The sequence below is a fragment of the Microcoleus sp. B5-D4 genome (assembly GCF_036705145.1).
Classification (GTDB): domain Bacteria; phylum Cyanobacteriota; class Cyanobacteriia; order Cyanobacteriales; family Microcoleaceae; genus Microcoleus.
This window is the reverse complement of the sequence record NZ_JAUBTV010000033.1, coordinates 44,730-70,670: the sequence shown is the minus strand read 5'-3', so window position 1 is coordinate 70,670 and position 25,941 is coordinate 44,730. Positions and strand designations below refer to the sequence as shown.

Annotated in this window: 26 protein-coding genes; 9 read left to right on the top strand and 17 right to left on the bottom strand. The window is 46.6% G+C overall.

Annotated features, from left to right (window positions below):
• Positions 1–168: 168 nt before the first annotated feature.
• Positions 169–1,062: a transposase gene (locus QUB10_RS17115; protein ID WP_333203893.1), complete on the bottom strand. Its 894-nt coding sequence runs from the start codon at positions 1,060–1,062 to the stop codon at positions 169–171.
• 50 nt (positions 1,063–1,112) lie between these two features.
• Here QUB10_RS17115 and QUB10_RS17110 point away from each other — a divergent pair, with 50 nt between their 5' ends.
• Positions 1,113–1,271: a ribbon-helix-helix protein, CopG family gene (locus QUB10_RS17110; RefSeq protein WP_333203891.1), complete on the top strand. Its 159-nt coding sequence runs from the start codon at positions 1,113–1,115 to the stop codon at positions 1,269–1,271.
• Positions 1,272–1,451: 180 nt separating this feature from the next.
• Here QUB10_RS17110 and QUB10_RS17105 read toward each other — a convergent pair whose 3' ends face one another.
• The 13 genes from QUB10_RS17105 to QUB10_RS17045 all read right to left on the bottom strand — a co-directional run bounded on the left by QUB10_RS17105 (position 1,452) and on the right by QUB10_RS17045 (position 12,757).
• On the bottom strand, positions 1,452–1,700 hold the full coding sequence (locus tag QUB10_RS17105) for a hypothetical protein (protein ID WP_333203889.1): 249 nt from the start codon (positions 1,698–1,700) through the stop codon (positions 1,452–1,454).
• The gene (locus QUB10_RS17100; RefSeq protein WP_006635253.1) at positions 1,693–1,890 is read right to left on the bottom strand and encodes an NblA/ycf18 family protein; all 198 of its coding nucleotides are present in this window, start codon (positions 1,888–1,890) and stop codon (positions 1,693–1,695) included. Before QUB10_RS17100 ends, QUB10_RS17105 begins: the two co-directional genes overlap by 8 nt.
• Before the next feature lie 471 nt (positions 1,891–2,361).
• Positions 2,362–2,496, bottom strand: a complete 135-nt coding sequence (locus tag QUB10_RS17095) for a hypothetical protein (RefSeq protein ID WP_333203887.1) — start codon at positions 2,494–2,496, stop codon at positions 2,362–2,364.
• The gene (locus tag QUB10_RS17090) at positions 2,477–3,205 is read right to left on the bottom strand and encodes a biopolymer transporter ExbD (RefSeq protein WP_333203885.1); all 729 of its coding nucleotides are present in this window, start codon (positions 3,203–3,205) and stop codon (positions 2,477–2,479) included. The genes QUB10_RS17095 and QUB10_RS17090 overlap by 20 nt, the downstream gene beginning before the upstream one ends.
• Positions 3,206–3,220: 15 nt before the next feature.
• Positions 3,221–4,006 (bottom strand): MotA/TolQ/ExbB proton channel family protein, encoded by a 786-nt coding sequence (locus QUB10_RS17085; protein ID WP_333056048.1) that lies wholly within the window; start codon positions 4,004–4,006, stop codon positions 3,221–3,223.
• A 241-nt stretch (positions 4,007–4,247) separates the two neighbouring features.
• Positions 4,248–5,498, bottom strand: coding sequence for a ribosome small subunit-dependent GTPase A (rsgA, locus tag QUB10_RS17080; protein WP_333203882.1), 1,251 nt, complete (start codon positions 5,496–5,498; stop codon positions 4,248–4,250).
• Positions 5,495–5,785: a sulfurtransferase TusA family protein gene (locus QUB10_RS17075; protein ID WP_333203880.1), complete on the bottom strand. Its 291-nt coding sequence runs from the start codon at positions 5,783–5,785 to the stop codon at positions 5,495–5,497. The genes rsgA and QUB10_RS17075 overlap by 4 nt, the downstream gene beginning before the upstream one ends.
• Before the next feature lie 129 nt (positions 5,786–5,914).
• On the bottom strand, positions 5,915–7,006 hold the full coding sequence (locus QUB10_RS17070) for an RNA-guided endonuclease TnpB family protein (RefSeq protein WP_333203879.1): 1,092 nt from the start codon (positions 7,004–7,006) through the stop codon (positions 5,915–5,917).
• Between the two features lie 38 nt (positions 7,007–7,044).
• The gene (locus tag QUB10_RS17065; RefSeq protein ID WP_333203897.1) at positions 7,045–7,233 is read right to left on the bottom strand and encodes a helix-turn-helix domain-containing protein; all 189 of its coding nucleotides are present in this window, start codon (positions 7,231–7,233) and stop codon (positions 7,045–7,047) included.
• A 427-nt stretch (positions 7,234–7,660) separates the two neighbouring features.
• Positions 7,661–8,791: a molecular chaperone DnaJ gene (gene dnaJ, locus QUB10_RS17060; RefSeq protein ID WP_333056045.1), complete on the bottom strand. Its 1,131-nt coding sequence runs from the start codon at positions 8,789–8,791 to the stop codon at positions 7,661–7,663.
• A 132-nt stretch (positions 8,792–8,923) separates the two neighbouring features.
• Positions 8,924–11,089 (bottom strand): molecular chaperone DnaK, encoded by a 2,166-nt coding sequence (gene dnaK / locus QUB10_RS17055; RefSeq protein WP_333203877.1) that lies wholly within the window; start codon positions 11,087–11,089, stop codon positions 8,924–8,926.
• A gap of 293 nt (positions 11,090–11,382) precedes the next feature.
• Entirely contained in the window at positions 11,383–12,177 is a 795-nt protein-coding gene (grpE, locus tag QUB10_RS17050) for a nucleotide exchange factor GrpE (protein WP_333203875.1), read from the bottom strand.
• A gap of 358 nt (positions 12,178–12,535) precedes the next feature.
• Positions 12,536–12,757 carry a hypothetical protein gene (locus QUB10_RS17045; protein ID WP_333203873.1) on the bottom strand — a complete coding sequence of 74 codons (222 nt, stop codon included), beginning with the start codon at positions 12,755–12,757 and terminating at the stop codon, positions 12,536–12,538.
• Between the two features lie 717 nt (positions 12,758–13,474).
• Between QUB10_RS17045 and QUB10_RS17040 the strand changes: the two genes are divergently transcribed.
• The 5 genes from QUB10_RS17040 (at position 13,475) to QUB10_RS17020 (ending at position 20,360) form a co-directional block, all read left to right on the top strand.
• Positions 13,475–15,481, top strand: coding sequence for a GspE/PulE family protein (locus tag QUB10_RS17040; RefSeq protein ID WP_333203871.1), 2,007 nt, complete (start codon positions 13,475–13,477; stop codon positions 15,479–15,481).
• A 75-nt stretch (positions 15,482–15,556) separates the two neighbouring features.
• On the top strand, positions 15,557–16,654 hold the full coding sequence (locus QUB10_RS17035; RefSeq protein WP_333085111.1) for a type IV pilus twitching motility protein PilT: 1,098 nt from the start codon (positions 15,557–15,559) through the stop codon (positions 16,652–16,654).
• 168 nt (positions 16,655–16,822) lie between these two features.
• Positions 16,823–17,950 carry a type II secretion system F family protein gene (locus QUB10_RS17030; protein ID WP_333203868.1) on the top strand — a complete coding sequence of 376 codons (1,128 nt, stop codon included), beginning with the start codon at positions 16,823–16,825 and terminating at the stop codon, positions 17,948–17,950.
• A 1,043-nt stretch (positions 17,951–18,993) separates the two neighbouring features.
• Positions 18,994–20,115 (top strand): glycosyltransferase family 4 protein, encoded by a 1,122-nt coding sequence (locus QUB10_RS17025; protein ID WP_333203866.1) that lies wholly within the window; start codon positions 18,994–18,996, stop codon positions 20,113–20,115.
• 11 nt (positions 20,116–20,126) lie between these two features.
• Positions 20,127–20,360, top strand: a complete 234-nt coding sequence (locus QUB10_RS17020) for a hypothetical protein (RefSeq protein WP_333203864.1) — start codon at positions 20,127–20,129, stop codon at positions 20,358–20,360.
• Positions 20,361–20,482: 122 nt separating this feature from the next.
• Here the strand turns inward: QUB10_RS17020 and QUB10_RS17015 are convergent, their stop codons facing one another.
• Positions 20,483–21,418: an exopolyphosphatase gene (locus QUB10_RS17015; RefSeq protein ID WP_333203862.1), complete on the bottom strand. Its 936-nt coding sequence runs from the start codon at positions 21,416–21,418 to the stop codon at positions 20,483–20,485.
• Positions 21,419–21,484: 66 nt separating this feature from the next.
• Here QUB10_RS17015 and bioF point away from each other — a divergent pair, with 66 nt between their 5' ends.
• Together bioF and pirA are read left to right on the top strand one after the other, a co-directional pair.
• Positions 21,485–22,657, top strand: a complete 1,173-nt coding sequence (bioF, locus tag QUB10_RS17010; RefSeq protein WP_333203860.1) for an 8-amino-7-oxononanoate synthase — start codon at positions 21,485–21,487, stop codon at positions 22,655–22,657.
• Between the two features lie 277 nt (positions 22,658–22,934).
• Positions 22,935–23,084, top strand: a complete 150-nt coding sequence (gene pirA, locus QUB10_RS17005) for an arginine synthesis PII-interacting regulator PirA (RefSeq protein ID WP_172185012.1) — start codon at positions 22,935–22,937, stop codon at positions 23,082–23,084.
• A 193-nt stretch (positions 23,085–23,277) separates the two neighbouring features.
• Here pirA and QUB10_RS17000 read toward each other — a convergent pair whose 3' ends face one another.
• A complete protein-coding gene (locus QUB10_RS17000) occupies positions 23,278–23,436 on the bottom strand; it encodes a hypothetical protein (RefSeq protein ID WP_333085104.1) in 159 nt (52 codons plus the stop codon).
• A gap of 54 nt (positions 23,437–23,490) precedes the next feature.
• Between QUB10_RS17000 and QUB10_RS16995 the strand changes: the two genes are divergently transcribed.
• Entirely contained in the window at positions 23,491–23,685 is a 195-nt protein-coding gene (locus QUB10_RS16995; protein WP_333203858.1) for a hypothetical protein, read from the top strand.
• Positions 23,686–24,179: 494 nt separating this feature from the next.
• Here QUB10_RS16995 and QUB10_RS16990 read toward each other — a convergent pair whose 3' ends face one another.
• On the bottom strand, positions 24,180–25,547 hold the full coding sequence (locus QUB10_RS16990; RefSeq protein WP_333203857.1) for a TldD/PmbA family protein: 1,368 nt from the start codon (positions 25,545–25,547) through the stop codon (positions 24,180–24,182).
• Between the last annotated feature and the right edge of the window lie 394 nt (positions 25,548–25,941).

Below are 25,941 nucleotides of genomic sequence, written 5' to 3'. Positions count from 1 at the left end.
TAAGTGTAACTAAATCTACATTCGAGCGCGTAAAGAAATATTAAAATCAAAAATTTTGATTGTGTTATTTATAAAATTATCCTATGTATTCAATTACTGTAATTAAACTTCACTACATATTTATTACTACCTACCTGTTTATCTTGCACACTTTTTTCGATCGCGCGATCACATAACCAGGCTCTGTAACCTTTCTGCACTTATCCAGCAAGCCCTAGCTAGTTGGCGATTTTTAACCAATCCCGACACATTTAAATCTTCCAGTGCGATCACTTGATTTTCCTTCACTACACGGGTTGATAGTTTGTGCAAGAAATCCTTGCGAGTGTCCGAGACTTGGTTGTGCAACTTCGCAATTTGTAGGCGCGTTTTCTCTCTCCGTTTTGAGTCTTTGGATTGACGTGCAAGTTGGCGCTGTTTGCGACGAATCCGCTTGTCCAACCTGGAATAGCTGGGACTTACAATCTTTTCACCTGTACTCAAGACAGCAAAGGTTTTAATTCCCAGATCAATGCCAATAGATGGATTAATTGCTTTCAAGTTAGAGGGGACAATCTCCACTACAAAACTAAGGAAGTAACGACCTCCACAATCTTTGATAACAGTTACCGAGGTAGGTTCAGAAGGTAAGTCTCTTGTCCAAATAGGTTTAACATTTCCAATCTTGGCCAGATAAATTTCATCACCTTTGATGGAGAATCCACGCTGTGTAAACCGCGCTGATTGCCGACTCGTTTTCTTTTTGAATCGCGGCGCACCTACCTTTCTCCCTTTTCGCTTCCCTTTGAGAGAGTCAAAGAAGTTTTGATAGGCAACACCTAGATCCGCCACGGACTGTTGTAAGGGGACTACAGAAACATCATTCAACCATTCCCTTTCTTGATTTTTCTTAGCTTGGGTGATGACGAGTTTTTGTAATTGCCCATTCCTGGGTAACTTTTCGGCTTGCTTGCAGGTAGCCAGAGCATCATTCCATACAACACGAACGCATCCAAACAACTGAGCTAAACTCTGTCGCTGTTGGTCGGTTGGATAGAAACGATACTGGTATCTAGACTTCATACTGCAAAGCGTTTTAACCTCAATTCATGATCACATAAAGTGCGTCCATTGTGTACCCAATCATGAAAGAAAATCGGTTAAGTATTCGAGTCTCTAAAAACCGCATTGAAAAGCTGAGACGAATTGCTGCACAACGAGAAAAGACGATGACGCAAATGATTGAGGACTGGATTGATAAACTCAAAGAAGAAAAGCCGTCAAGCTTATGACGGGGCTTCAGACCCACTATTTTGGTGAAAATTGAAGGTTTTGCTAGTCGGAGGTCGCGCTCAGATGTCCGACTAGCCCCATTGTTGTCAAACCTCATCCGCTGCAACTACACACAAATATATTTAATTTTTTAAAAACTTTAATTGGTTAAAAAATTAACCCTTACTTATTATTAATAGTTATCCAATTTTCGAGTCTAGGCGCGATAAATTATCTTTGCGCTTTCCGGTGGTGTCGATCGACAAACTGCTTACCTCGACTTCCACATTCAGTGAAATCCACAAAGGAATTGTCAAATTTTCCTCACGTCTGTACAGATGCCTTCTACCTTCTGCCTTCGAGTGACGCCCCATCACCCCCAACTCCTTTCCGCCTGAGGGAAGAGAGTAAGAGACGGAGGTCGCCGACTGCGACTCTTGGTTACTCAACGCCTGGGTTAGGTTCTAAACCCCAGTGGTGTTTCAGAAAATGGCGGTACATGGTTTCTCGTAGCATCATTTGCTCGTAAAGCTTGACCAAAAACTCCTGAGCTTGTTCACGGCTCATGTCACTTACCTGTGTTTTGAATGAACACAGGCTAAATTGCTGTTCCAAAGACAATTCTGCTGGTTGGCTCATGACTTTGACTCCTCTGTAAGTAAAGGTGACTTAAAACTGAACACCTGGATTAACCAGATTTGTAAGTTGTTTCAGCGATCGACCGTTGGTTTCGGGATACCCGATTGCCCATCTGGCTTGAGTATATATTACAAAAGGTAACAATTATTTGACAAAATTACCATCTGTCCTAGGAAATAACTTACTTAGGGATAGAGATGGCGAGATGCCTGCAAAAGTTCCTTCCGCAGGCATATACAAGTCTATCTACTTGTCAAGAGAAAAAAGGCTCAGTACGAACCAAAAGAATTGAAGCCCTTTATACCAAATCCGGCGGTGAGAATCTCCGCGAGGGGGAGAGCGGAAGAGGGGGAGAGGGGGAGATGAGGAGATGGGGAAAGGGGGAGATTGAAAGATGAGGAGATGAGGAGAGGGGGAGATGAGGAGAGCGGAAGAGCGGGAGAGCGGGAGATGAGGAGATTGGGAAAATTTCTATTTCTCTGTTCTCCCTTCTTCCTTCTCCCTTCTTCCGACGGACATCGGACTGACATCCGTTACATCCGTTACATCCGTTACACAATCCGTTGCCGAACCTTCTTCCTTCTGACTAATTCGACGGCCCGCCATCCTGCGGTGGAGTGGCGATTTCGGGTCTGACATTGGGAGCAGCGGGTGCAGGCGAAACAGGAGGAAGGCCCTGATTTGCCCCAAAGTTACTAGGCTGCTGTGGAGCCGGGAGAGGAGATTGAAACTGATTGGGATTGAACTGCTGCTGCCCAGGAGCCGGGAGAGGGGATTGAAACTGATTGGGGTTGAACTGTTGCTGCCCCGGAGGCACAGGAGACGGCAGGGGTTGACCGGAATTGCCGATCGCAGGTGCTGCAGGAATGCCAGAATTGGGAAGCGAGGTATTGGGCAATGGGGAGGGAGCCGAACTAGGAAGAGTTGCCAGGGCAACTCTATCGCCCCCTACCTCTCTCAATTTGTCTAAAACCTCGACAACTTTGGCATATCTCGCATTTTGAGGAGCGTACAGCACCATCAACCCCGTAGGATTTTGGCTTTGGAAACTCTTTAAAACTCGATCTAGCTGTTGGTAATTAACAGGCAATTGGTCGATATAAGTTTGCCCGAAATCGTCAATGCTGACAATCAGCATCTCTCGCATCTGCGTTTGTCCAGTCTTCGCTTTAGGCAAATCCACATTAATGGCTTGCTGCCGAGTCAGTTGCAAAGCCGCCAGCAGAAAAAACGTCAGAATGCAAAAGATCACGTCAATTAAAGGCACCAGCTCAATCCGAGCCTCTTCAGCAGGAGTATCTAGATTAATCTTCATCAGTTCTCCTTGGTTCTAATTATTAGAAGGTGAATCTTCAGCCGGATCGGAACCTTTCAATTTCGGCTCCCGATTCCGTTCTCCCGGTTCTTGAGAATTGAGAGAACGCCTGTTCAAACCATCGGAACCAAAGGAAGAATTGCTGTATTCGGCACCGGGCGCTCGACCCTTAGCATTAGCAGCAGGCCAGTATTGTCTGTAAAGCAATTCGAGTTCATTTCCAGCTTTGCGAAATATTTTTGCCTGGTTGAACAAAAAAGCTTGAAATATGCGGTAAAACACCAAGGTAAAAATTGCTACTACCATCCCAGTAGCAGTCGTGATCAGCGCCTCGCTAATCCCCAAAGTTACGCCAGTTGTTGCCGCCGTGCCGATGTCGCCCAGACGGATGGAACTGAGCGAGTTAATCAAGCCCAAAACTGTTCCCAGCAAGCCCAGCAAAGGCGCCAGAGCGATCGTAGCTTCTAAGATTTTGTCACCGCGACGCATCGAAGCCAACTCTTCATCGGCTGCAGCTTCGAGTGCGAGTCGAAACAAATCTGGTTCGGGATTGTAGAGCCGCAGGGGTGCAGAAAGAAATCGCCCGATCGGCTGTCGGTTAGCTTGTCTGGCAATCTCGTTAGCCGCCCCCCAATCGCTGCGAGCCGCTTCCAGAATGCGGTTAACTATCTGCTTTTCTTTGCTCAGGAGGCTTGCCCAAAACCACAAGCGCTCGATAATTGTACTCAAAGATAAAATCGATAACAGCAACAGGGGCCACATGGCGGGGCCGCCTTTTTGAAACAGTTCTTGAATATTCACAATATTTTTGCTCCTGCAGTACCCGCTAACTTTTGCTTCTGTTCTACTTTTTTTAACAAATCTAAGGCCATTTAATTTTAGCTATTAATGTACTCAGGACTTACGCACTCGCCACTAAAGAAAGACGGTTTTGCGAAGGGGGCATCGGGGTGCAACGAAGTATTTTTATCGAGGAAACCCGGTTTCTGGGTAAGTCTTGGTACTGTTGTCTAGTGCCTACGGGCGATGGGCGGCGACTTCCTCACAATTCCTCTAAGTCTTGACACATATCTTGGAGTGACTGGTGTTGAACGCGGCGGGAAGAGCGACGATATTTTTTAGTTTGCAGCTTCGGTTCGTAATGCTGCGTACCATCCGACTTGGTTTGCTGCTTCAAACTTGCCTCGGCGCTGCTGGAGTTTTGCAGAGCTTGTTGGCGGACGATCGCCTCTTCGAGAAACTGCAAGTAATACTCATAGCGCTCCCAACCGCCCCGCACCACACAGTTAGGCTCGTCTCGGTGCGAACAGTCGCTAAACTGGCAGCTACCCAAAGCCAGCCTCTGGCGCGCTTCTGGGAAATATTCCGCCAACTCTGAGGGATCGCATTCGAGAGCCGGCTGATTAAAGCCCGGAGTATCGGCCAAAAGTCCGCCGCCGGGGAGTTCAAATAGTTCGACGTGGCGAGTCGTATGGCGCCCGCGGCCGAGTTTGCCGGAAACAGCGTTCACTCGCAGATTCAGGGCCGGGATCAGTTGGTTGATTAAGCTGGACTTGCCAACCCCAGAAGGGCCACAAATTACCGTTATTTTTCCTTGCAAATGGCTCAGAAGGAAGTTCGGCAACGGGCTATGTACGGGCTTTAACGGATGTAACGGATTGACCGAATTTGGCAATTGGGGGTTATCCTCAGAACTCAGCATAGATGGTTCTATTTTCTCCACTAAGTCATGGAAAGCTGGTTCCGATGCAGAAACTTCATTTTTACGATTAGCGGGGGATTCCTGAACTCCTAAACCGCTGCGGACGCTAATAAACATTGGTTCGTAGCCCCAGCCTGAAAGCCGATCGCGCCACTGTTCCAACTCCTGGGGCGTGACCAAATCGCATTTGTTCAGGCACAAACTCACCTCTAAACCTGTAGATTCTGCCTTCACTAAAAACCGAGTTAATGATGCGGGATCTAAGTCGGGTTCAGCAAGGGCAAAAACGAGGAGAATGCGATCGGCATTAGCTACAGGTGGGCGGTTGAGTTCTGTTTGGCGGGGGAATACTTCAGAAATTGCTCCCCGGCGGTCAGTCCAGTCCGGTTCGTCTACCACCACGCGATCGCCCACCATCACCTGTTGGCCAATTTTTTTCAGTCGAGTGCGACGAGTGCACAGGAGAGTCGGAGAATCAGCGAGGGGAGCCTTTTTCCCGTCAATGGAGACTTCGGGATCTAACCTCACTTGGTAGAAGTTAGCCTGAACAGCAATTACAGTACCCACGATCGAGGGTGAATTCAGGCTCATCCTGCTTCCTTGTCTTCTGGGCGCTGCACTTTCATTGAAAAATAGCCCGACTCCGGCTCATCCGCGACAAATTCCGTTTCGAGAATCTGGTAGCCTTCCATTTTGAGACTATCGGGCACTTGTTCGATCGGCTCCCCAGCATCCAGCCACACTTCCAAAACTGAGCCCGGTGCCATTTGCTCCAAGCGCAGTTTAGTGCGGACAAAATTCAGAGGACACGGAGTCCCACGCAGATCGATTTTGGCATCTGGGGATTTGGGACTTTCAATTTTCGATGTTGAATTCATAATGTTTTTGGCAATCTGCTTCATAAAACTTACCTAAACTTTTCTAAAGCCATCTTTAGACACAATTTCGAGTTTACTTCCTACGCTGTTGGGTAGACGGCTAATCCCAAGATAAGTAGGCTATCCCCCTCACGCCGAGGGTTCCCAGTTTAAAATATTCAAACTGGCATTCAAATCACGATCTAAAGATATGCCACAAACTGGACAGTCAAAAATCCGAAGACTTAGTGGCATATCTTTTTTACTGCCACAATTAGAACAGGTTTTAGAGCTGGGAAACCATTGGTCTACCAACACTAGACTAGCTCCATACATTTGGCACTTGTAATCGAGTTGACGTTTGAATTCGTAAAACCCTAGATCTGATATTGCTCCAGCTAACTTGTGATTCGCCATCATCCCCCGAACGTTCAAGCTTTCAATCTTGATTAGTTTGAACGTTTGGGCTAAATAAGTTGTTAGCTTGTGAAGGAAATCTAAGCGAATACGAGCTATCCGCGCATGAAGCCGACTAATTTTATTGTAGGTTTTGCGCTGGTTTTGGGAACCTTTTACCTGTTTTGATGCTTTGCGTTGCAATTTAGGAAGTTTGGTTTTCGCTTGCTTTAATGGTTTTGGCGCATCAAAGACCTGCTGAGTTGACAGCGTGGCAAAAGATTTAATGCCCATATCGATCCCTACAGAGTTCTCAGGTTGTCGAACTGGCAAACGTTCGGCATCAACACAAAAAGAAACAAACCAGCGACTCCCTTCTTTTGAAATCGTAAAAGTTTGAGAGACGAATCCGCATTCTAATGGTTCATAAAGTCGAAAAGTTCCCAAAGTAGGAATCTTGATGGTGTTGCCAGCGATTAGCAGGACTTTTCCACTAGACGAGTCAACAGTGAAAGATTGACCATCTCGTCGGCTCGCCAATTTCGGATGACCTGCTTTTCCAGAGCGATATCGGCTAAAAGCATCTTTCAAATCAATCAAAGCATTTTGATAAACTCGGCTAGACAACTGGTTCATCCAGCCGAATTCAGGCTGTTTCTTGACGTAGTTGGTAAGAACTTTTTTAACTTCGTTGAGTATCTTTGAGTCTGTAAATTTCCCCTCGCCATACATTTGAGTCCGTAAATTCAACCCAAAGTTAAATACTACGCGCCGGAATCCTGCGTGTTTTGCCATCAAGGTCGCTTCCCGGTTATTCAATTTGAGCGCTCGCTTGACGGCAAACATACTAAAACTTCCTCAATGGCGATTAACTGTGAATAAGTTTAGCGAACTATTTGGTACTTAAGTCTTGCTCTCTCCAGCGAACAATAGTCCAAACTACATTTACGCGAATTGACCCAATCTTTGATTTTTCGCAAAGCGTAGTTATAAACCTTGCGAGAAATTTCCAACCAATGAAGCATCGTTTCTTCTTGGTTTGCGTCGGGATAAATTCGGTAGCAGTAGTTCATGATAAGAGTCATACAGTCAACTCTAAGACAGAACTATGGGTCTATAAACCTACATCTGCTACCGATTTTACGCCTGATTGACCGGATAAAATCGGTCTGGGGGCGTCCATGTATCCCAACACCAAATCCAAGATTATGGTGTGGGACTTATTGCTCCCCCAGACCCCCTCGAATAGTTAAACAAGTTGCCTGGAAACTGGAGAATCTAAAATTTTGTGTCCAATTGGACACAGACTATTATTCTTTCTCAAAAAAATGAGCGCAATTGCGCTCACTTTTTTGAGCGCTGCTGAAACCGAATGCCTAGAAAGCGTCCCACCTGCCATTTTTGTGGGCAATTGCGCCCAAAATTTTGACGGCTGTTGAAACAAATTGCCGGGGAATCCTCAAACAGGAAAATTTGACACCAATTGGTGTCAAAAATTGCTTATTTCTGAAACAAATTGCCCAGAAATCCTTCCAAGCCGCCTTTACCGGTACGATCGCCCTTCAGCTTAGCAAGCTGCATCAGCAATTCCCGTTCCTCAGCCGTCACCTTAGTCGGAATGTCAATAGACACCGTAATCAAATGATCGCCGCGACTGACTGGATTTCCCAACCGAGGCACCCCTTTTTTCTCCAGAGTCAGAACAGTATTTGCCTGAGTTCCACTAGGAATCAACAATTCTGTCGGCCCGTCTACAGTTTCCACTTCCAACCGGCACCCCAAAATTGCTTGCAAATAACTAATCTTAACTTCCGAGCTAACGTTAGTGCCGTCGCGCTTAAATAGCGGGTCTTCATTCACCGCCAAGAACACGTAAAGATCTCCGGGTGGCCCGCCCAGTTTGCCGGCATCCCCTTCATTGGAAACCCGCAAGCGAGTACCGTTGTCAACCCCAGCCGGAATTGTGATTTTCAGCTTTTTCATCACTTCTTTCTGGCCGCGGCCGCCGCAAGTTTCGCACTTATCCTCAATCACTTGCCCGGTGCCGTTGCAAGTGGGGCAAACTGAAACTTGAGTAAAGCTGCCGAAAGGAGTGCGGGTAGCGCGTCGGACTTGACCACTGCCGGTACAAGTCGAGCAAGTTTGGGGTCGGGTTCCCGGTTTCGCGCCAGTCCCGGTGCAAGTTTCGCAGGTTTCTAAATGCTTGATGCGGAGTTCTTTTTCCCCACCAAACACTGCTTCTCGAAAATCCAGCCGCAAATCGAGGCGCAAATCGTCTCCGCGCACCGGCCCGCTGCGCCTGCGACCTTGCTGTTGTGGCCCACCGACGCCTCCCTGAAAGCCCTGAAAGAAGCTTTCAAAAATATCGGCAAAGCTGTCACCAAAGTCTTGGAACCCAGGTGCACCTGCACCGCTGACGCCTGCTTCCCCGAAACGGTCGAAACGAGCCCGGGTTTCTGGTTCTGAGAGTACCTCGTAGGCGCGGTTAATTTCTTTAAACCGCTCCTCGGCACCGGATTCTTTGTTGACATCTGGATGGTACTTGCGAGCTAGGCGGCGGTAAGCACGCTTAATTTCTTCTTTGTCTGCGCTACGAGAAACGCCTAATATTTCATAGTAATCACCGGCCATAGAGCTGCTTGCCTGGAGGTAAATAACAAAAAGTGTACGAAAAAGAAACGGGCGACCTTTCCTGAAATTACCGATTAAAAATCAAAAATTCTCATTGTTAATTTTTAACTTTTAATTTTTAGCTTTTCAGTTTTAAAGGAAAGGATTCATATCATCAACTTCTGGTTCGGGAACCTTCTGTTTTTGTTTTGACTGTGGATTTGACTGTGGATTTGACTGTGGATTTGACTGTGGATTTGACTGTGGACTTGGCTGTGGATTTGACTGTCGTTTTGACTGTCGCTCCGGCTTTGATTCCGGCTTTGATTCCAGCTTTGGTTCCGGCTTTGGTTCCGGCTTTGGTTCCGGCTTTGGTTCCGGCGCCACCAGCAGCTCTTCTTTCAGCAAAATGCTGTCGTCGTCCGCTTTAACCTCTTCGGGTTCTGATGATTCTACTTCTGACATCATCTCGCTTTCCACAACAGCTCCTGACGGGGCTACCCCGCTGCGGGCTTGGTCGTAGACCGCTGTCCCCAGCGAGTATAGCAGTTGCTTGAAAGATTCGATTGCGGGGGTGAGTTCCTCGATTGTGATGTCGGGGTTCGTCATCGCTGCCCGCAAGGCTGCTGCGGCTGTTTCCGCTTCGGCCTTGAGGTCGTCGCTCAGCAGTTGCGCGTTGGTTTTTAAAGTTACACCACAATTATAGACGAGGGAGTCAGCTTGATTTTTGAGTTCGACGAGTAGAGCGCGCTTGATGTCTTCGTCGGCGTAAAGTTCGGCTTCTTGTCGCATCCGCTCGACTTCGGTTTCGCTCAATCCCCCTGTATTGGAAATTTGGATGCTTTGTTCTTTTCCGGTTCCCTTGTCTTCAGCAGCCACTTTGAGAATCCCGTTGGCATCGATTTCAAAGGTAACTTCAATTTGAGGTACGCCACGGGGAGCTGGGGGAATGCCTTTGAGCAGGAATTTGCCGAGACTTTTATTGTCTTTAACCAATGCCCGCTCGCCTTGGAGTACGTGAATTTCTACCGAGGTTTGCCCGTCTGCCGCCGTGCTGTACATTTGCGATCGGCTGGTGGGAATAGTTGTATTGCGCTCTATTACTTTGGTGAACACCCCGCCCAAGGTTTCGAGTCCCAGGGATAGCGGCGTCACATCGAGCAGCAGCAAGTCTTTGACTTCACCACCCAACACCCCGGCTTGAATTGCCGCGCCTACGGCTACAGCTTCGTCGGGATTGACGGATTTATCGGGAGAAACGCCCCCAAAATACTTGCTAATTGCCTTTTGAACTGCCGGAATCCGGGTTGAGCCTCCCACTAAAATAATTCTGTCTATGTCTTTGGGGGTCAAACTTGCGTCTTTGAGGGCTTGAGTCACCGGATCGATCGTCGCTTGCACCAAATGAGCCACCAGTTTTTCAAACTGAGCTTTGGAGAGTTCCATTTCCAAATGCTTCGGCCCTTTTTCGTCAGAGGAGATGAAGGGCAAATTGATTGAGGTGGATTCCCGGTTGGAGAGTTCGATTTTTGCTTTTTCGGCAGCTTCTCGGAGGCGTTGCAAGGCCATTTTGTCTTGTGAGAGGTCACTGCCTTCTTGAGTGCGGAAAGCTTCTACCAGCCACTGGACTATGCAGTCGTCAAAGTCATCTCCTCCGAGATGGTTGTTACCGGAGGTAGCGTTGACTTCAAAAATTCCGTCTCCCAGTTGCAGGATCGAAACGTCGAAAGTACCGCCGCCCAGGTCAAAGACCAAGATTTTCTGTTCTATATTTTGCTTGTCCAGCCCGTAGGAAAGGGCTGCCGCTGTCGGTTCGTTGACGATCCGCAGGACTTCTAGCCCCGCGATCGTACCGGCGTCTTTAGTAGCTTGCCGTTGGGCATCTGTGAAGTAGGCTGGCACTGTAATCACGGCTTGGGTAACAGTTTGTCCCAAATAAGCTTCAGCATCTTGCTTGAGCTTTTGGAGTACCATTGCCGAGATTTCTTGGGGAGTGTGAACCTTGTTCCGAATTTGGACGTTAACGGTATCGTCTTTGCCTTTTATGCAGGTATAGGGAGTCCGCGCTCGTTCTTCTTCCGTGTCGTCCCACCGCCGTCCGATAAATCGTTTGATACTGTAGACAGTATTTACAGCATTAGTTACAGCTTGCCGCTTGGCTAGTTGACCTACTAAGCGATCGCCCGCCTTGCCGAATCCTACTATACTCGGAGTTGTGCGCCCGCCCTCGGAATTGGCGATCACGACGGGTTTACCGCCCTCTAACACAGCTACGCAACTGTTAGTTGTGCCTAAGTCAATTCCAATAATTTTTCCCATAGCGCCTCATAAAACTTTGTGGGATGTTTGGAAACCTCCAACTACAGGTTGGGGGAGGAAAAACGACTCAGCTTGTTCAAACAAGCATTACCAGACCAGATTTGTAGGAAATAAACTTGATGTCCTAAAGCAATATCAAAGACGGGTAAAAACATTTTTCAGAATTTTTGGATCAAGCGCTGACCTGCTTTTAGTCATCTTTAATTCAGAAGTTGGTGAGTCTGCCACCTTGGAACCCCCGAACTCTATTCGGGGGTCAGTGACTTTGAGGAATGCAGTAGCTTGTATCCCGATTAACCTTCCGAACTATCGGGATTTTCATCTGAGGCTACCACAGATAGCCCAGCCGCTGCAACTTTCACTTTGGCGTGCCGCAAGACGCGATCGCCCAGAATGTAGCCGCGTTCTAGTTCTTGGATAATTGTTCCTTCCTCGTGTTCGTCAGTTGGCTCGCTCAGCAGAGCTTCGTGGAGGTTGGGGTCAAACTGTTCACCTTCGGGGCGCATCGGAGAAACCCCGATTTGCTTGAGGCCGTCTACCATTTGCTTGTAAACGCTTTGGTAGCTTTTGTGAATGTTCATTTCGCCATCGGTTTGCGGCTTGATGTGCGATCGAGCGCGCTCGAAATTGTCAATTACCGGCAACAGGGGTTTAATCGTGAGACACCTTGCCTGTAAATCTAGCTCTTCTTTTTCCTTTTGGGTACGCCTGCGGAAGTTCTCAAAATCTGCTGCTAGGCGGAGATTTTGATTTTTCAGTTCTTCTAGTTGAGCCGATGTGGCTTGCAACTGAGTTTTTAAAGCCTCTTTTTCATCGTTGGCCTGGGCCAGTTCCTTCTTCCAAGGCTCCGCCGCGTCTGCAGTCGGACTGTTGGTTGAACTGCCGGTGACGGTAGACCCCGATGCGTTTGCTGGGGTGCGATCGCCCTGAGCACTTTGATAAGCTCGAGCAAGTTCGAGCTCCCAATCGGCCGATTCGTTCGAGTTTCCTGATGCCGCCGGATTTTCGCTTGCCATTGGCGAACCCTCTGGGGTGGTTTCCCCTGTTGAGTTAGGATCTTGATCTTGCTGTTTTTCCTCGTCAATCATAAAAGCTGCGCGACAGAACCCTATCAATTCTAGCAGATACAGTTAACCCGGTAAATCTAGAGGACTCGAATTCACTGTGTATGGCACAATGTGAAAAGAGGAAGTCTCGCCCGATCTGGAGACATTGCTCAAAGCTTTCCATAAAATATTCAAAGCCCCGTTTAAATATTTAGGTATAATATTATTATGGCATTAATGGGGCAAACCCAACGTTTGTTGGTTCCTCATTTTTAATTAACGCGATCGCATTTACAACAATTTTTATAAGTCTATTTTGCTGTTAACTCTACTACAAAAATCCCCTATTATGAGTCTGGATGTTCCAAGGTTTACTTAAAACGATAGGGACTTAAAGTTATCAGCGGTCAGGCTGTTTTAGTCGCAAGATGACGCTGGCTTTTTTCACCATTTGCTGAGTTTCCCAAGTCGGGAGAAAGAGGAATTTGTATTGAGTGAGTAAGTAGTTAGCTCTGTGCTTGTGTAACTCCGATACTAGGTTGTTAATCCTGATGCGAATTGGGACTAGGGTTTTTGTGATTCGATAACGCCGAACTGGCTTGATGTCTAGATTTGTTTTCATTCAAATTATAGACAGTAGCTGTCTGGCGGAGGCGATCATGTTTAGATGAGATTGATATCTAACTTGCCTATTTCCAAGATTTCTGAACCGTCAAGCTTAGGTCACAAAGGTTCGGACACTAGGGTAGAATCAAAGTAATATTTACTGACCCAAAACTAGAGTTGCTCAAAATTTGCCCTGGGGGCTCATGCAGCCGACGATCGGGCAGTGACCGATCGCAGATAATTAATCAAAATATATTTCAAAAGGGCGATCGAGGCTTTCGTAAAAGCTATCATCACAGAACATAGCTCATCTTTAATTTAGTACAGCTAACCGCGCCACCACGGGCGCTGTAATTTGAGCAAACAATTTGGGAAAATAGAATTAGCCTGGGAAGGGGACACACCCCGCCCCGCTTTTCTCTCCCGGTACGGGGAACCCCCAAGTGATGTGCCCTGACGCTATAACGAGAGTATCCCGCAAGTTAATCAGGTAAGTAAGCAACTTAGCACTCAACGAACAAGATTTGATTGCAAGCATCGGCAAATCCCTCCAAGGTCTCGTCAATTTGTGGACGAAGCTTAGAGGGGACTGCGAGCTTAAACTTGAGAGATAGGGATTGAGCAAGAAAATGATAGCTGATCCATAAGCAAAGAATACGGGGGTTAAAACCCCGCGTTGGTTTTCCTCTCAGCACTTTTTGTGACTGAGTTTCCCACCTATTGAGTGTTTTTTATGACTAGCACATCCCCGCTGCGCTCCACATCCATAGTTTCTGTGAGCCAATTTACTCCGGCTATCACCAAGATGATTCAGTCGGGTTACGTCAACGGCGAGCAAGTGAAGCAAGCTCTAGTTGATAGCCGGAACTCCGGCAAGCGGTTGACGGAGGTATTAGAAGCACTTACGGGGCAGCCGTTGCCTCCAGAATTGCTGCGACTTTACAAGAAGCAGCAGATGTTTGAACGGAAGATAGTCTACGGGGTTGAAGCATTTGACCCGGAGATGAGCGAAATGTCTAACGAGCAACTCGGAGTTATGCTCGATGCGTTGAAGATTTCGATCGACATTTGTCACCAAGGTCGGTTTTTACCAGTAGCGAAGACTGAAACTGAGCCGGCGGCGGTTTTAGTGGCAATGGTAGATCCCGACAACCTCAACGCCATAGAAGATTTGCGGCGGATTTTACAGCCTCACGGCTTGGCTTTGCAGCGACGGGTGATTACGCCGGACGACTATCAGGACATAACTTCTACCTATCAAGACGAACAAGTTAAGAGGGAAGCTAAAAAAGCTGAAATCGAAAAGCAGAGAAAGATGGATCTAGGGGAGGGAGATTTTGGCGAGCTCTCGCTAGAAGAGGAGAGTAGCGACCAAGAAGACCTCGCTAACACCTTGGACGATGCTGAGGCGGCTCCGGTAATTAAGGCCGTCAATATCATTTTGGCTAAAGCTTTGTCGGAAAAGGTGTCTGACATCCACGTAGAACCTCAAGAAGAGTTCATGCGGATTCGGATGCGGAAAGACGGGGTGCTGCAAGAGTATTTCCGGTTTCCCAAACAGGTAGTCGCATCGATTACCGCTCGTTTCAAGATTATTGCCAACCTGGATATTGCCGAACGCCGACAAGCTCAAGACGGCCGCATCCGCCGGGTATTTGAGGGACGCACGGTCGATTTCCGGGTGAACAGCTTACCTTCGCGGTACGGCGAAAAAATCGTGCTGCGGATTTTGGACAGTTCCAGCACTCAGTTGGGTTTGGGTTTGTTAATCTCCGACGAAGAAACTCTGGCTTTAGTGCGAGAAAGTGCTAGTCGTCCGTTCGGACTGATTTTGGTGACGGGGCCGACGGGTTCGGGCAAGTCAACTACTCTGTACTCGATTCTGGCGGAACGGAACGATCCGGGGGTTAATATCAGTACGGCGGAAGACCCGATCGAATATGCTTTGCCAGGAATTACCCAATGTCAAGTAATTCGGGAAAAAGACTTGACTTTTTCCAACATTCTGCGGGCATTTTTGAGGCAAGACCCTGACGTGATGCTGGTGGGGGAAACGCGGGACACGGAAACGGCAAAAACGGCTCTGGAAGCTGCTTTGACGGGACACTTGGTGCTGACGACGCTGCACACGAACGACGCGGCCGGGTCGATCGCCCGTTTGGCCGAAATGGGCGTAGAACCGTTCATGGTTTCGGCCGCTCTGTTGGGCGTTTTGGCTCAGCGTCTGATGCGGCGCGTTTGCGACAAATGCTGCATTCCTTACCAGCCTACTGCCGCAGAACTCGGCAAGTACGGTCTGTCGCCTTCTAAAGAAATTGATCTCACTGTTTACAAAGCCAACACTATACCGCTGGAGGAAAGGAAGGAACTCGCAGAACGCGAGCAACTTTGTCGGAAGTGCGGCGGCCTAGGCTACAAAGGACGGGTAGGGGTTTACGAATTCCTGAAGAATACTGAGCGGCTTCAAACTCTGATCACTCAAGGAGCTCCCACAGAGCAAATTAAGGAAGCAGCAGTAGAAGAAGGGATGAAAACCTTGTTGGCTTACAGCTTGCAGTTGGTGCGGGAAGGCGCGACTACTTTTGAAGAAGTCGAGCGGGTGACGTTTACAGACTCTGGGCTGGAGGCTGAAATGAAAGCAAAAAGCAAGCAGGGACTTACCTGCAAAACTTGTCAGGCGCAATTGAAGCCGGAGATGCTGGATTGTCCGTACTGCTTGACACCACGCTTTTTGGATTGATTCAGCAGTTAACTGTTGACTGTTAACTGAGCTAGATTGGTCAATAACTATCAATTTGATCGAGGAGAGGTATCTATGGGTCTGATGATTGAAGACGTACTGGAGTCCCTGGTAGAGCAAGGGGGTTCGGACATACACATCCAAGCGGGCGCGCCTATATTCTTCCGAGTCAGCGGTAAACTAACTCCTCAGACTCAATACGGCGACATTCTGTCTGCTGAGGAAGTGCAGATCCTGATTTTCCAAATGCTCAACAATATGCAGCGCAAGCAGTTGGAAATGGAGTGGGAACTCGACTGCGCTTATGGTGTTCGGGGATTGGCTCGGTTTCGCGTTAATGTCTACCGGGAGCGGGGTGCTTGGGCTGCTTGTATGCGGGCTCTGGCTTCTAAGATCCCTAATGCAGATGCTTTAGGCGTGCCGCAGATTTTGCGGGATCTGACGGAAAGACCCAGGGGTATGCTGTTGGTGACGGGACAAACAGGTTCCGGGAAGACTACTACGATGGCGGCGTTGTTGGATCTGGTCAACCGGACGCGGGCGGAACATATTCTAACAGTTGAAGATCCGATCGAATATGTGTTTCCTAATATCAAGAGTTTGTTTCACCAGCGCCAAAAGGGCGAAGATACTAAGAGCTTTGCTAATGCGCTGAAAGCTGCTTTGCGCGAAGATCCTGATGTAATTCTTGTGGGGGAAATGCGGGACTTGGAAACGATCGGTCTGGCAATTTCGGCGGCAGAAACGGGTCACATGGTGATGGGAACGCTGCACACTAATTCGGCTGCTGCAACGATCGATCGGATTTTGGACGTGTTCCCGCCCATTCAACAACCCCAAGTTCGCGCCCAGGTGTCTAACTCTTTGGTGGGAATTTGCAGCCAAAATTTGGTAATAAAAGTTGGGGGCGGCCGCTGCTGCGCTATGGAAATCATGGTAAATACTCCAGCTATGGCTAACTTGATCCGGGAGGGCAAAACTCCGATGATTTACTCCCAAATCCAAATGGGGGCAAAATTGGGTATGAGGACGATGGAAATGGCCCTCGCTGAACTTTACAAGAGCGGTAAAGTCACTTGGGAATCGGCAATGGCCAAGGCTTCTAAGGCTGACGAACTCGAACGCTTGATCGGCCCGGCACCTGTTGGTAGCGCCCCGGTAAAAGCTCATTAATTCCGTCAGCAGTCATTAGTCATTAGTTATAAGTCATTGGTCAGTTGTCAGTTGGCCGTTGACCGTTGTTATTAATTATGGGTAACAACTAACAACTAACAACTGACAACTGACAACTGACAACTGACAACTGACAACTAAGTTTTAATAAATTTTCAGAGGTGAGCTGTGGCTACCAACGTTATCCGCCAAAAACCGAAAGGTGGCTTTGATTTCAGTAAGATTCAGGAGCAAATTGAATATAACCTTACCAGTCTTACTGTTAAGGATATGGCTATTTTTGCTCGTCAGTTTGCGGCTATGTTTAATGCAGGGGTGGCGATCGTTCGATGCCTTTCCGTGCTGCACGAGCAGTGTTCTAATGCTAAGCTGAAGCGAGCGCTCAGGAGCATGAATGCTGACGTGCAGGAGGGGATAAACTTGGCAGAGGCGATGGCTAAGTTTCCTGATGTTTTTGACCAACTGTTTATCAGTATGGTGGCGGCGGGAGAAGTCGGGGGGGTACTCGATGAAACCCTAGACCGTCTGGCCGTGATGATGGAAAAAAATCACAAGACGGAAGCCGAAATTAATTCGGCTATGTCTTATCCGAAGACGGTGTTTTCTATCGCGATCGTGATTTTTTTCGCAATGACCATATTCTTGCTACCAACTTTCGCTAAAATCTTTAAGGATATTGGTGCAGATTTGCCAGCATTTACGTTGTTTATGTTGGCAATTAGTGCATTTTGTACGGCTTGGCCTCCCATTCAACAGATAACTGTTATTGGGGTAATTATAGCGCTAAAAATTGCCTTCGATATGTACTACAAAACTCCCATAGGTCGCCTACAAATTGATAGGATTGCGATGAAGTTGCCGATTTTTGGAGATTTGATCGAAAAATCTGCTGTGGCTCGGTTTTGCGTGATATTTGGGTCACTAACGCGATCGGGCGTGCCGATTCTCAATTCTTTGGAAATTGTGCGAGATGTGGCGGGAAATCAGGCGATATCTAATGCGATCGAATATGCGAGACAGGAAATTCAAAGCGGCGGCATGATCAGTATTGCTTTGCAAGAACAAGCTGTTTTTCCGTCTTTGGCCATTCAAATGATGGCAATTGGCGAGGAGACAGGGGAACTTGACAAGATGCTGATGAAAGTTGGCGCTTTCTACGAAACGGAAGTGGAAGAAGCAGTAAAAGGACTTACCAGTATGCTAGAACCTCTGATGATTGTGGTCGTCGGTGGTATCGTAGGTTCGATTTTGCTGTCGATGTATCTGCCAATGTTCGCAGTGTTCCAGAAGCTGTAAAAAAGAGCTAATTAGTTATTAGTTATTAGTTATTAGTTAGTAGCAATTAACGCATAACCAATGACTATTTCAATCTTTCCCAGGCTCTGCCTGGGCAGACTTTTGGAGGAGGCATAGCCTCGATTAAAAGGAGAAAACAATTTGGAGGCAGAGCCTCCAAATCTTCATTACCAGGGTCTTCCCATTGGTGACAAGTTACGAAAATGTCACAAAAGTCAAGTAGGATAGGCAGACAGATTTAACTGCTGCCTAATCCTGGCTTTACGCTCCGAGGTAAACGCATCTTAATTTGAACCCCAAATATGCTACAGTTAAATCCGAATAAATTTAAATTTAGTTATTGTAGTTGATGGATGCTATCAATGGCAAAAGGTTTTACTCAAACTTTAACTCACCAACCAAAACAAACAGATTCATTGCCTTCGGTGAATATATTAAATGGCAGATTTTTAGAATATTTTGCCAATTTGAACGACCCCAGAATAGAAAGAATAAAAAAAGTTACTCAGAGATATTACAGGGTAATCGCATCTTAATTAACGTATAATGGCGAGGGAAATTTTTCAAAGATTTGACAGCATCATTCAAGGGCAGCTCGTAAACTAAGTAATGAAAATTGAGTGTGATAATGAGAGCCTGCTAAGCACGCTCGCTGGGGTTCCACCTAGTTGATTTATCTCCATCACGTGATATTCCCTAGGGCGTGTTTTCAAACTATAACCACAACAGAATGCAGGCGATCGTAATCATGGCTGTATAATTGGCAGCCAGCTTATCATATAGAATAGCGATCGGACTCCATTGCTTGAGTCGCTTGATAGGACGTTCCACAATGTTCCGTTGGCGCTAGATTTGACGGCAGCCTTTTTCCATCTGCCTGAGTGAGGGATACCTGCCGGGAGTCCATTCCCAGTTTAACTGCTTGTTGGTCGCCGATCCCGTCTCCACCGCAGCCCTGCCTCTGGCAGGTGCATTTTATGTCATTTGTCAAGTACAATTTATACCAAATTATATCCGATTACCTGCACTAATAACCAATAAATATGGTTCACTTTAACGTTGCATTTCAACACTTTAATTCCTTCACCGACATTACCCTATCCCTGGCGAAAACTTTACACCAAATGGGAATTCCTATTTCTGTCGAACCTTCAACGATAGCCTCTCATCTCAGCCGCAATTCGACAGCAGAAGAAAACGACCTGCTAGCGAAGTGGATGAACACCACACCCTCAGATTTATTTCATATCAAATGGTCTCATTATTGGAAACCTTATTTTTTAAAAGAACTCAACGGACATCTCAACTTAGAACTTTTTGCAATCAATTACGAATTCGCCAAAAACCATGATGATTATGATTACTGGATTTACGATGCTGTTAACACTTCATCCCACAAGCTAGCAGTCAGCCAATATTCTAAAAACGTTTTAATAAAAGCTGGCTGTCCGGCGGCTAACGTATCAGTTATGCCTCTAGGTTTCAATCCTTTAATCTCGCAACTATATTTTCCCAGACCGCAAAAAACCCAAAAAGATGTAAAGTATATTCTGCACATGACCAATTCTTTTGATTTATATAGATTTGGCACGGATCTGGCTATTCAAGCTTTTTGTGAAGAGTTTAAAGATGATTCTAACGTAGAGTTAATTATCAAAGATGGCGGCAAAAATCCTGATGTTATAGTGGAACATCTCGTAAATATCGAAAAACAATTCGGCAAGTTCAAGTCAAAAGTTCAGGTAAAGCCTAAATTTTGTACTAAAGCAGAATTAGCTGATTTATACTTGTCAGCAGATGCTTTTTTAGCTCCGTTTCGTGGCGAGGGTTTTGCGATTAAAATTTTGGATGCCTTTGCAGCAGGTTTGCCCGTTGCTATGACTATGTACGGCGGCCCGACTGAGTACGCCAATGCTGATAACTGCTATCCCATTGCTTACGATCTAATTCCCGTGGGAAAGTGTTACGATACTGAGTATCTAAAAATCAGAAATGCTCCTCATTGGGCAGAACCCAATGTTCAGTCTGTTCGCGAACAGTTGCGAAAAATTGTTGAAGACCCGATGCGTTTTCATGTAGCTCAAAAAGCTAGAGAGACGGCGGATTTATTTAATTGGGAAGCTGCCGCTCAAAAATTGCTAAGATTAATGCGAAAGTTGTTTTAGGATCAGAAATTATGGGACTCGAACGCAAAATGTTTAGGGGAATGTTTTCAGCAGGGGAGGTGGTACGATTAAAACAGCCTTGTTTTACTCCCGGCCGATTGTTTGAGCCAGGAAAATATAACGCTGATGAGTTGCCGGATATCGCTTTTGATATGGGTTTGGTAGACCATTTGCCACCAGTCAAAGGCAAAAGTTCAGAAAGTCTCAATGTTCAGAACCCGCCAGATCAAAACCTTGAGGACTAAACTCCCGTTTGCAGTAATGAGTTCAGTCCTAAAAATCCCCGTTTGTAGTAAGGACTTTAGTGCTCAAATTAAAATAAATAATCAAAGACTCAAGTCCTGACTGCCAAAAAGATAAAGCCCATTTAATCATTTTGCTCTATCTGGGCAATTAACTCTTTCAAAACTTGACTAGCTTTATCGTTCTCAATCTGACAAGTTCCGGCATTCTGGTGGCCACCACCCCCATATCTTAACATTAACTCCCCAATATTAGTTTGAGAAGTTTTGTTAAAGATTGACTTGCCAACTGCGAAAACAGTATTTTGTTGTTTCAGTCCCCAAAGTACGTGAATTGATATATTGCATTCGGGGAACAAAGCATAAATTACAAAACGATTACCCGCATAAATCACATCTTCGTTACGCAAATCCAAAACAACTAAATTATTATATACTTGGGCGCAGCGCTGTATTTGCTCTTTAAACTTTTCTTCTTGCTCGAAGTAGAGGTCTACTCTTTCTTTCACATCAGGAAGCTGCAAGATTTCCTCGATGGTATGATTTTTGCAGTAATCGATTAACTGCATCATTAACTGATAATTGGAAACCGTAAATTCTTTAAACCTTCCCAAGCCGGTTCGGGCGTCCATTATGAAGTTTAACAGCACCCATTCTTGCGGATGCAGAACCTCTTCTTGGGAAAATTGAGCGGAATCTGATTTGTCAACGGCCGTCATCATCGCCTCAGAAATATCAGGAAACTTTGCTTGGCCTCCATAATATTTGTACAATACCCTAGCAGCAGAAGCTGCATAGGGATCGATGATGTGGTTAATTTTGATTTTCTCGTGTCTAAGAGTTTCGCTGAAATGGTGATCGAAAGCTAGATGAACTCCCTCAACATAGGGTAAATTGGTGCTAATATCGTTATTTGTTATTTCGATTTTCCCATCCTGCATATCTTTAGGATGCACGAATTTAATCTCGTCGATCATATCGAGTTCTTTGAGCAAAACTGCACAGACAAGACCGTCAAAATCGCTGCGGGTGACTAATCTGTATTTTTTAGTGAGTGGCATATGCTTCTGTGATAGGGAGGAACTGATCACCAGCTAATATAACGTATTACCCGATCGCTGGACAATATGAACACAGACCCTTACGCTTGGATAGAGAAGGCCCTGGACACAGTTCGCCGTGCCGATTGGTATCGATCGCCACAATCGATCGAAAGTTCCCCTGGGCCTGTGGTAAAGTTAGCAGGCCACAGGCTGATTAACTTTGCCAGCAACGATTATCTGGGACTTGCCGGCGATGACAGGTTAATCCAAGCTGCTATGGCTGCAACTAAGGAATTTGGTACGGGTGCGACGGGTTCGAGGTTGGTCAGCGGACACCGCGATTTGCACCGACAGCTAGAACAAGCTATTGCTAATTTAAAACAAACTGAAGATGCTTTAGTATTCAGTTCGGGATATTTGGCGAATCTAGGGGCGATCGCATCCGTTGTCGGCAAGCGCGATTTGATATTATCTGACAAGTACAACCATTCGAGCCTGAAAAACGGAGCCGCACTCAGCGGTGCAACAGGCCTAGAGTACAGTCACTGCAATCTTGAGGATTTAAAGGCAAAGCTAGAGCAAAATCGCGCAAGGTACCGCAAGTGTTTAATTATTACCGATAGCGTCTTTAGCATGGATGGGGACTTGTGTCCGCTGCCGCAGTTGTTGGCTGTGGCCGAAACCTTTAACTGCATGGTATTAGTAGATGAAGCTCACGCTACAGGAGTTTTCGGTGCTAGCGGTGCCGGTTGTGCAGAACATTTCGGGTGTACGGGAACACCGCTGATTCAAGTGGGGACACTCAGCAAAGCTTTGGGAAGTTTAGGTGGTTACGTTGCGGGCTCTGCTGCTTTAATTGATTTTCTGCGTAATCGAGCTGCGAGTTGGATTTATACTACAGCATTGACGCCTGCTGATGCGGCGGCTGCTTTGGAAGCTGTGAGGATTGTACAGCAAGAACCAGAACGCCGAGTTCGGTTGCGACAAAATATCGAAACTTTCAAATATTGCGCGATTACCAATCACCAATTACCAATTAGCAATTCCCTCTCCCCAATTTTCACTCTTCCGTTAAAAGATGCAGCCTCCGCTTTAACAGTGGGCAGCAAACTCAAGGAAATGGGTATTTTTGCTCCGGCGATTCGGCCTCCGACTGTAAGCGTGAGTCGAATTCGGATTTCGCTGATGGCAACTCACGAGCTCGCACACCTTCAGCAGTTGGTAGAGGCGCTGCTGCAAGTTTGGAGTTTTGAGTAAATGTTGGGTACGTACCGCGCACCGCTTGACTAAATGTAAATGTTGGGCATCGGGCATCGGGCATCGGGCATCGGGCATCGGCCTAATGACTACTGACTACTGACTAATGACTTCTGATTGTCAAGATATCGCTATTGACTTATGACCAATCTTATACAGGAGTTTGGTCGATCGGTCAACAACTGTAAATTTTTTGTAAATTTAGATACTTTTTGGAATTTAGCGCTATATTAGAGAAGTAGCAGGTACACCAAATTTAATATAAGGAACGTCCACCATGAACACAAATCGTCAAAACGTAAAAAAAGTAGCAGAAACCCACCGCGCTAACATTCACAAGCAACTGATGCACCGCATAGAAGTAGCGAGATCCAGTGGCAATCAAGATTTGGTTCGGGTGCTTGAAGAGGAAATGAGACAGCTTTAAAAAAGCTGCAACTAGAATTTGCCCGTAGTTTGGTTTAGAGGGTTGTGCGAGAAATGCAGAATTCCGGCAACCACTACCTGTGAAGTTTTGACTCCTCTCTTAGTTGGTAGGAAAAATCCCGGTTTCTTCAAGAAACCGGGATTTTTTATTGAGAAGGAAGAAGAAAGAGGGAACACTCCTGCACGCACAAACTCTATCTGTAGAGTGCGCCTCGTCCCAAAAAGATTTGCCAAAAATAGAATGTTATGTCGGTAAGTTGAATCAGATATTTATGAATTTGCTGAGCAATGCGATTCATGCCTTGAATTGCTATGACCAAAAACGCACCTCGGAGCAAATTAAAAATGACCATAGTACGATTACGATTTGTACTTATATGCTGAATTAGGATGGGGTAAGAATCGGTGTGAAAGACAATGGGCTGGGAATAACAAGGGAGGTAAGAACCCATCTATTTAGTCCTTTCTTTACAACTGAACCTGCGGGTCAAGACACTGGTTTGGGATTATTTGATTACCTATCAGATTGTGGTGGAGAAGCGCGGCGGAGATTTGAAGTGTTTATCACAGCCAACAGAACGGGGTGCATAATTTGTGATTGAGATTCCCATTAGGCAGAATAATCGGGTAGATATGAAAGAAACTTAAGGGGAATTAAACAAAAAATTAGGGGAAAGCCTGGTAAAGTCTATAGCAATCCTAAATGGTTATACTCGTTACCACGCTCTGCCTGGTAACGCATATCCGGAGGAAGAGCCTCCATAGTCTGGGCCGAGGCAGAGCCTCGCTTACATCGGTTCCCAGGCAGAGCTTGGGAACCAGTTAACCAGTTATTGAAACTGATGCGAGGATTGCTATATAATCGCGATCGCACTTCCCCAATTTCTCTGTAATTTCTGAAGTCTCCCAAACACCGAACGACCTCGCTGAAGCCCTCAATAGTAGATTTTCAGTGGTTTGTCAACTTGTCAGTGTCCCGCACTGGTTAAGGTGAGGCGTGAGGGCGCGAGCACGCCTTCACCATGTGCCAATTGCGTAAGTCTTGAACTAATGACTAATGACTAATGACTAATGACTAATGACTAATGACTAATGATTACCTTCCTCCGACTACAACATTTTTAATCCGCAGATGGGGGCCGCCGACGCTTACGGGTAAACCACTCTGGCCATTTTTACCGCAACCGCCGTAGGCATAAACCGAGTCGTTTCCTATAGACTCAATATCCTTTAACGTCTGAAATACATTGCCACTTAAGGTGACATCGCTCACGGGTTCGGCTAATTTGCCGTCGCGAATCATGAACCCTTGAGCCGCCGCAAAGGTAAACATTTCGCCGTTGGTTTGTCCTCCCAACATCCGCACTGCATAAACTCCTTCGTCAATGTCGGCAACCATTTCGTCAAAAGAATGTTCGCCAGATTCGATCGCAGTATTAGTCATCCGCACCAAAGGCATAAAAGTAGCGCTCAAAGCCCGGGCATTTCCCGTCGGACTTTCGCCCATTTTGCCCGCAGTCTCGCGATTGTGCATCCGAGCCGCTAAAACTCCATTTTTAATTAAATGCTTGCACTGAGCGGGCACACCTTCGTCGTCGTATTTCAAAGTTCCCGGCAATCCCGGCACAGTTGCGTCGTCTATTACATTTAATTGTTCGATCGCCACAGGCTTGCCCAAAGTCAACAATTCCTGCATTTTCGGGTTTTCGTAAATGCCGTCTGCTTCCGACAAATGCCCGAAAGCTTCGTGAATAAAAACCCCCGACAAATAAGGGTCTAAAATCACCGGATACTGACCGCCTTTCACCGATTTTGCCTCTAATTGACCTACAGCTCGAACGGCAGCACTCTTAACACGATCTTCAATATTTGTCAAGACATTGTAATCCGATCGCGAGTGAATCGACTCAAACCCTTGGCGGACGACACCGCCCTCGCCACGGGCGATCGCCCCGAAACGCCCGGTCACGTCCAAGCGCTCTTGAGCGATGCAAGTGCCTTGAGAATTTACAAAATAAGTAATCCCAAATCTGTCGCTGTAACCGGCCATTGTCGTCTGAATTCGCGGGTCATAATCTAACAGCAACTGATTGTAAGATTCGAGCAATTTCCGCTTTTCGGCGAGAGTAATAGAGCGCGGGTCGCGGCCCAATTCCACCGCTACATAATCTTGAATCGGGGTGACATCTGCTAGTAAAGTTTTTTCGCTGCCAACCAAACGAGACTGCACTACAGCTTCTTCAATGCGGTCTTTTAACTCATCTAAACCGTTAAAAGTGACAAAACTCCAGCCACCTTTGTGACAGGCGCGGATGCCACCGGCGAGACTAAAACTGCGGTTGACAGCATCTAACTGAGGGCCGCGAAAACTAATCGCAGTTGACTCGCTTTGTTCGAGGCGAACTTCCAGATAATCCACGCGATCACGGTAAGGTGCGATCGCTTCCATCAACTGTTCTTGCATCAAATTGCCCCTATGAATGATTAGCCGTAGCGCTGAAAAAAATTATTGCTAACCTTATTTTAGCTAATAACTCCCGTCTTTCGGGTGCGCGTTCCCCCACCGCTGTGGTGCGGGAGCATGGCGCGTCCTACCCGATCGAGGGCGAGTCAACCAATTTTAGATTTGAGATTTTAGATTTTAGATTGATCCGTCCTGAGTCTGCGAAAGAATGAATCCGGGGGCTTATGACGACATTACTTTCGGTCAGTCGATTGTAGATTTAAAACTTTTTCCATAGAATTAATGATGAGAAGCTTGCCGATCGCCCGCGTTCGACGGGCGTCCTCGAACACAACAAACTCGCGCCCGCTTGCGAAAAGCCCGGTATGCCGAAAATCGTGGATTTGCTTAAAGA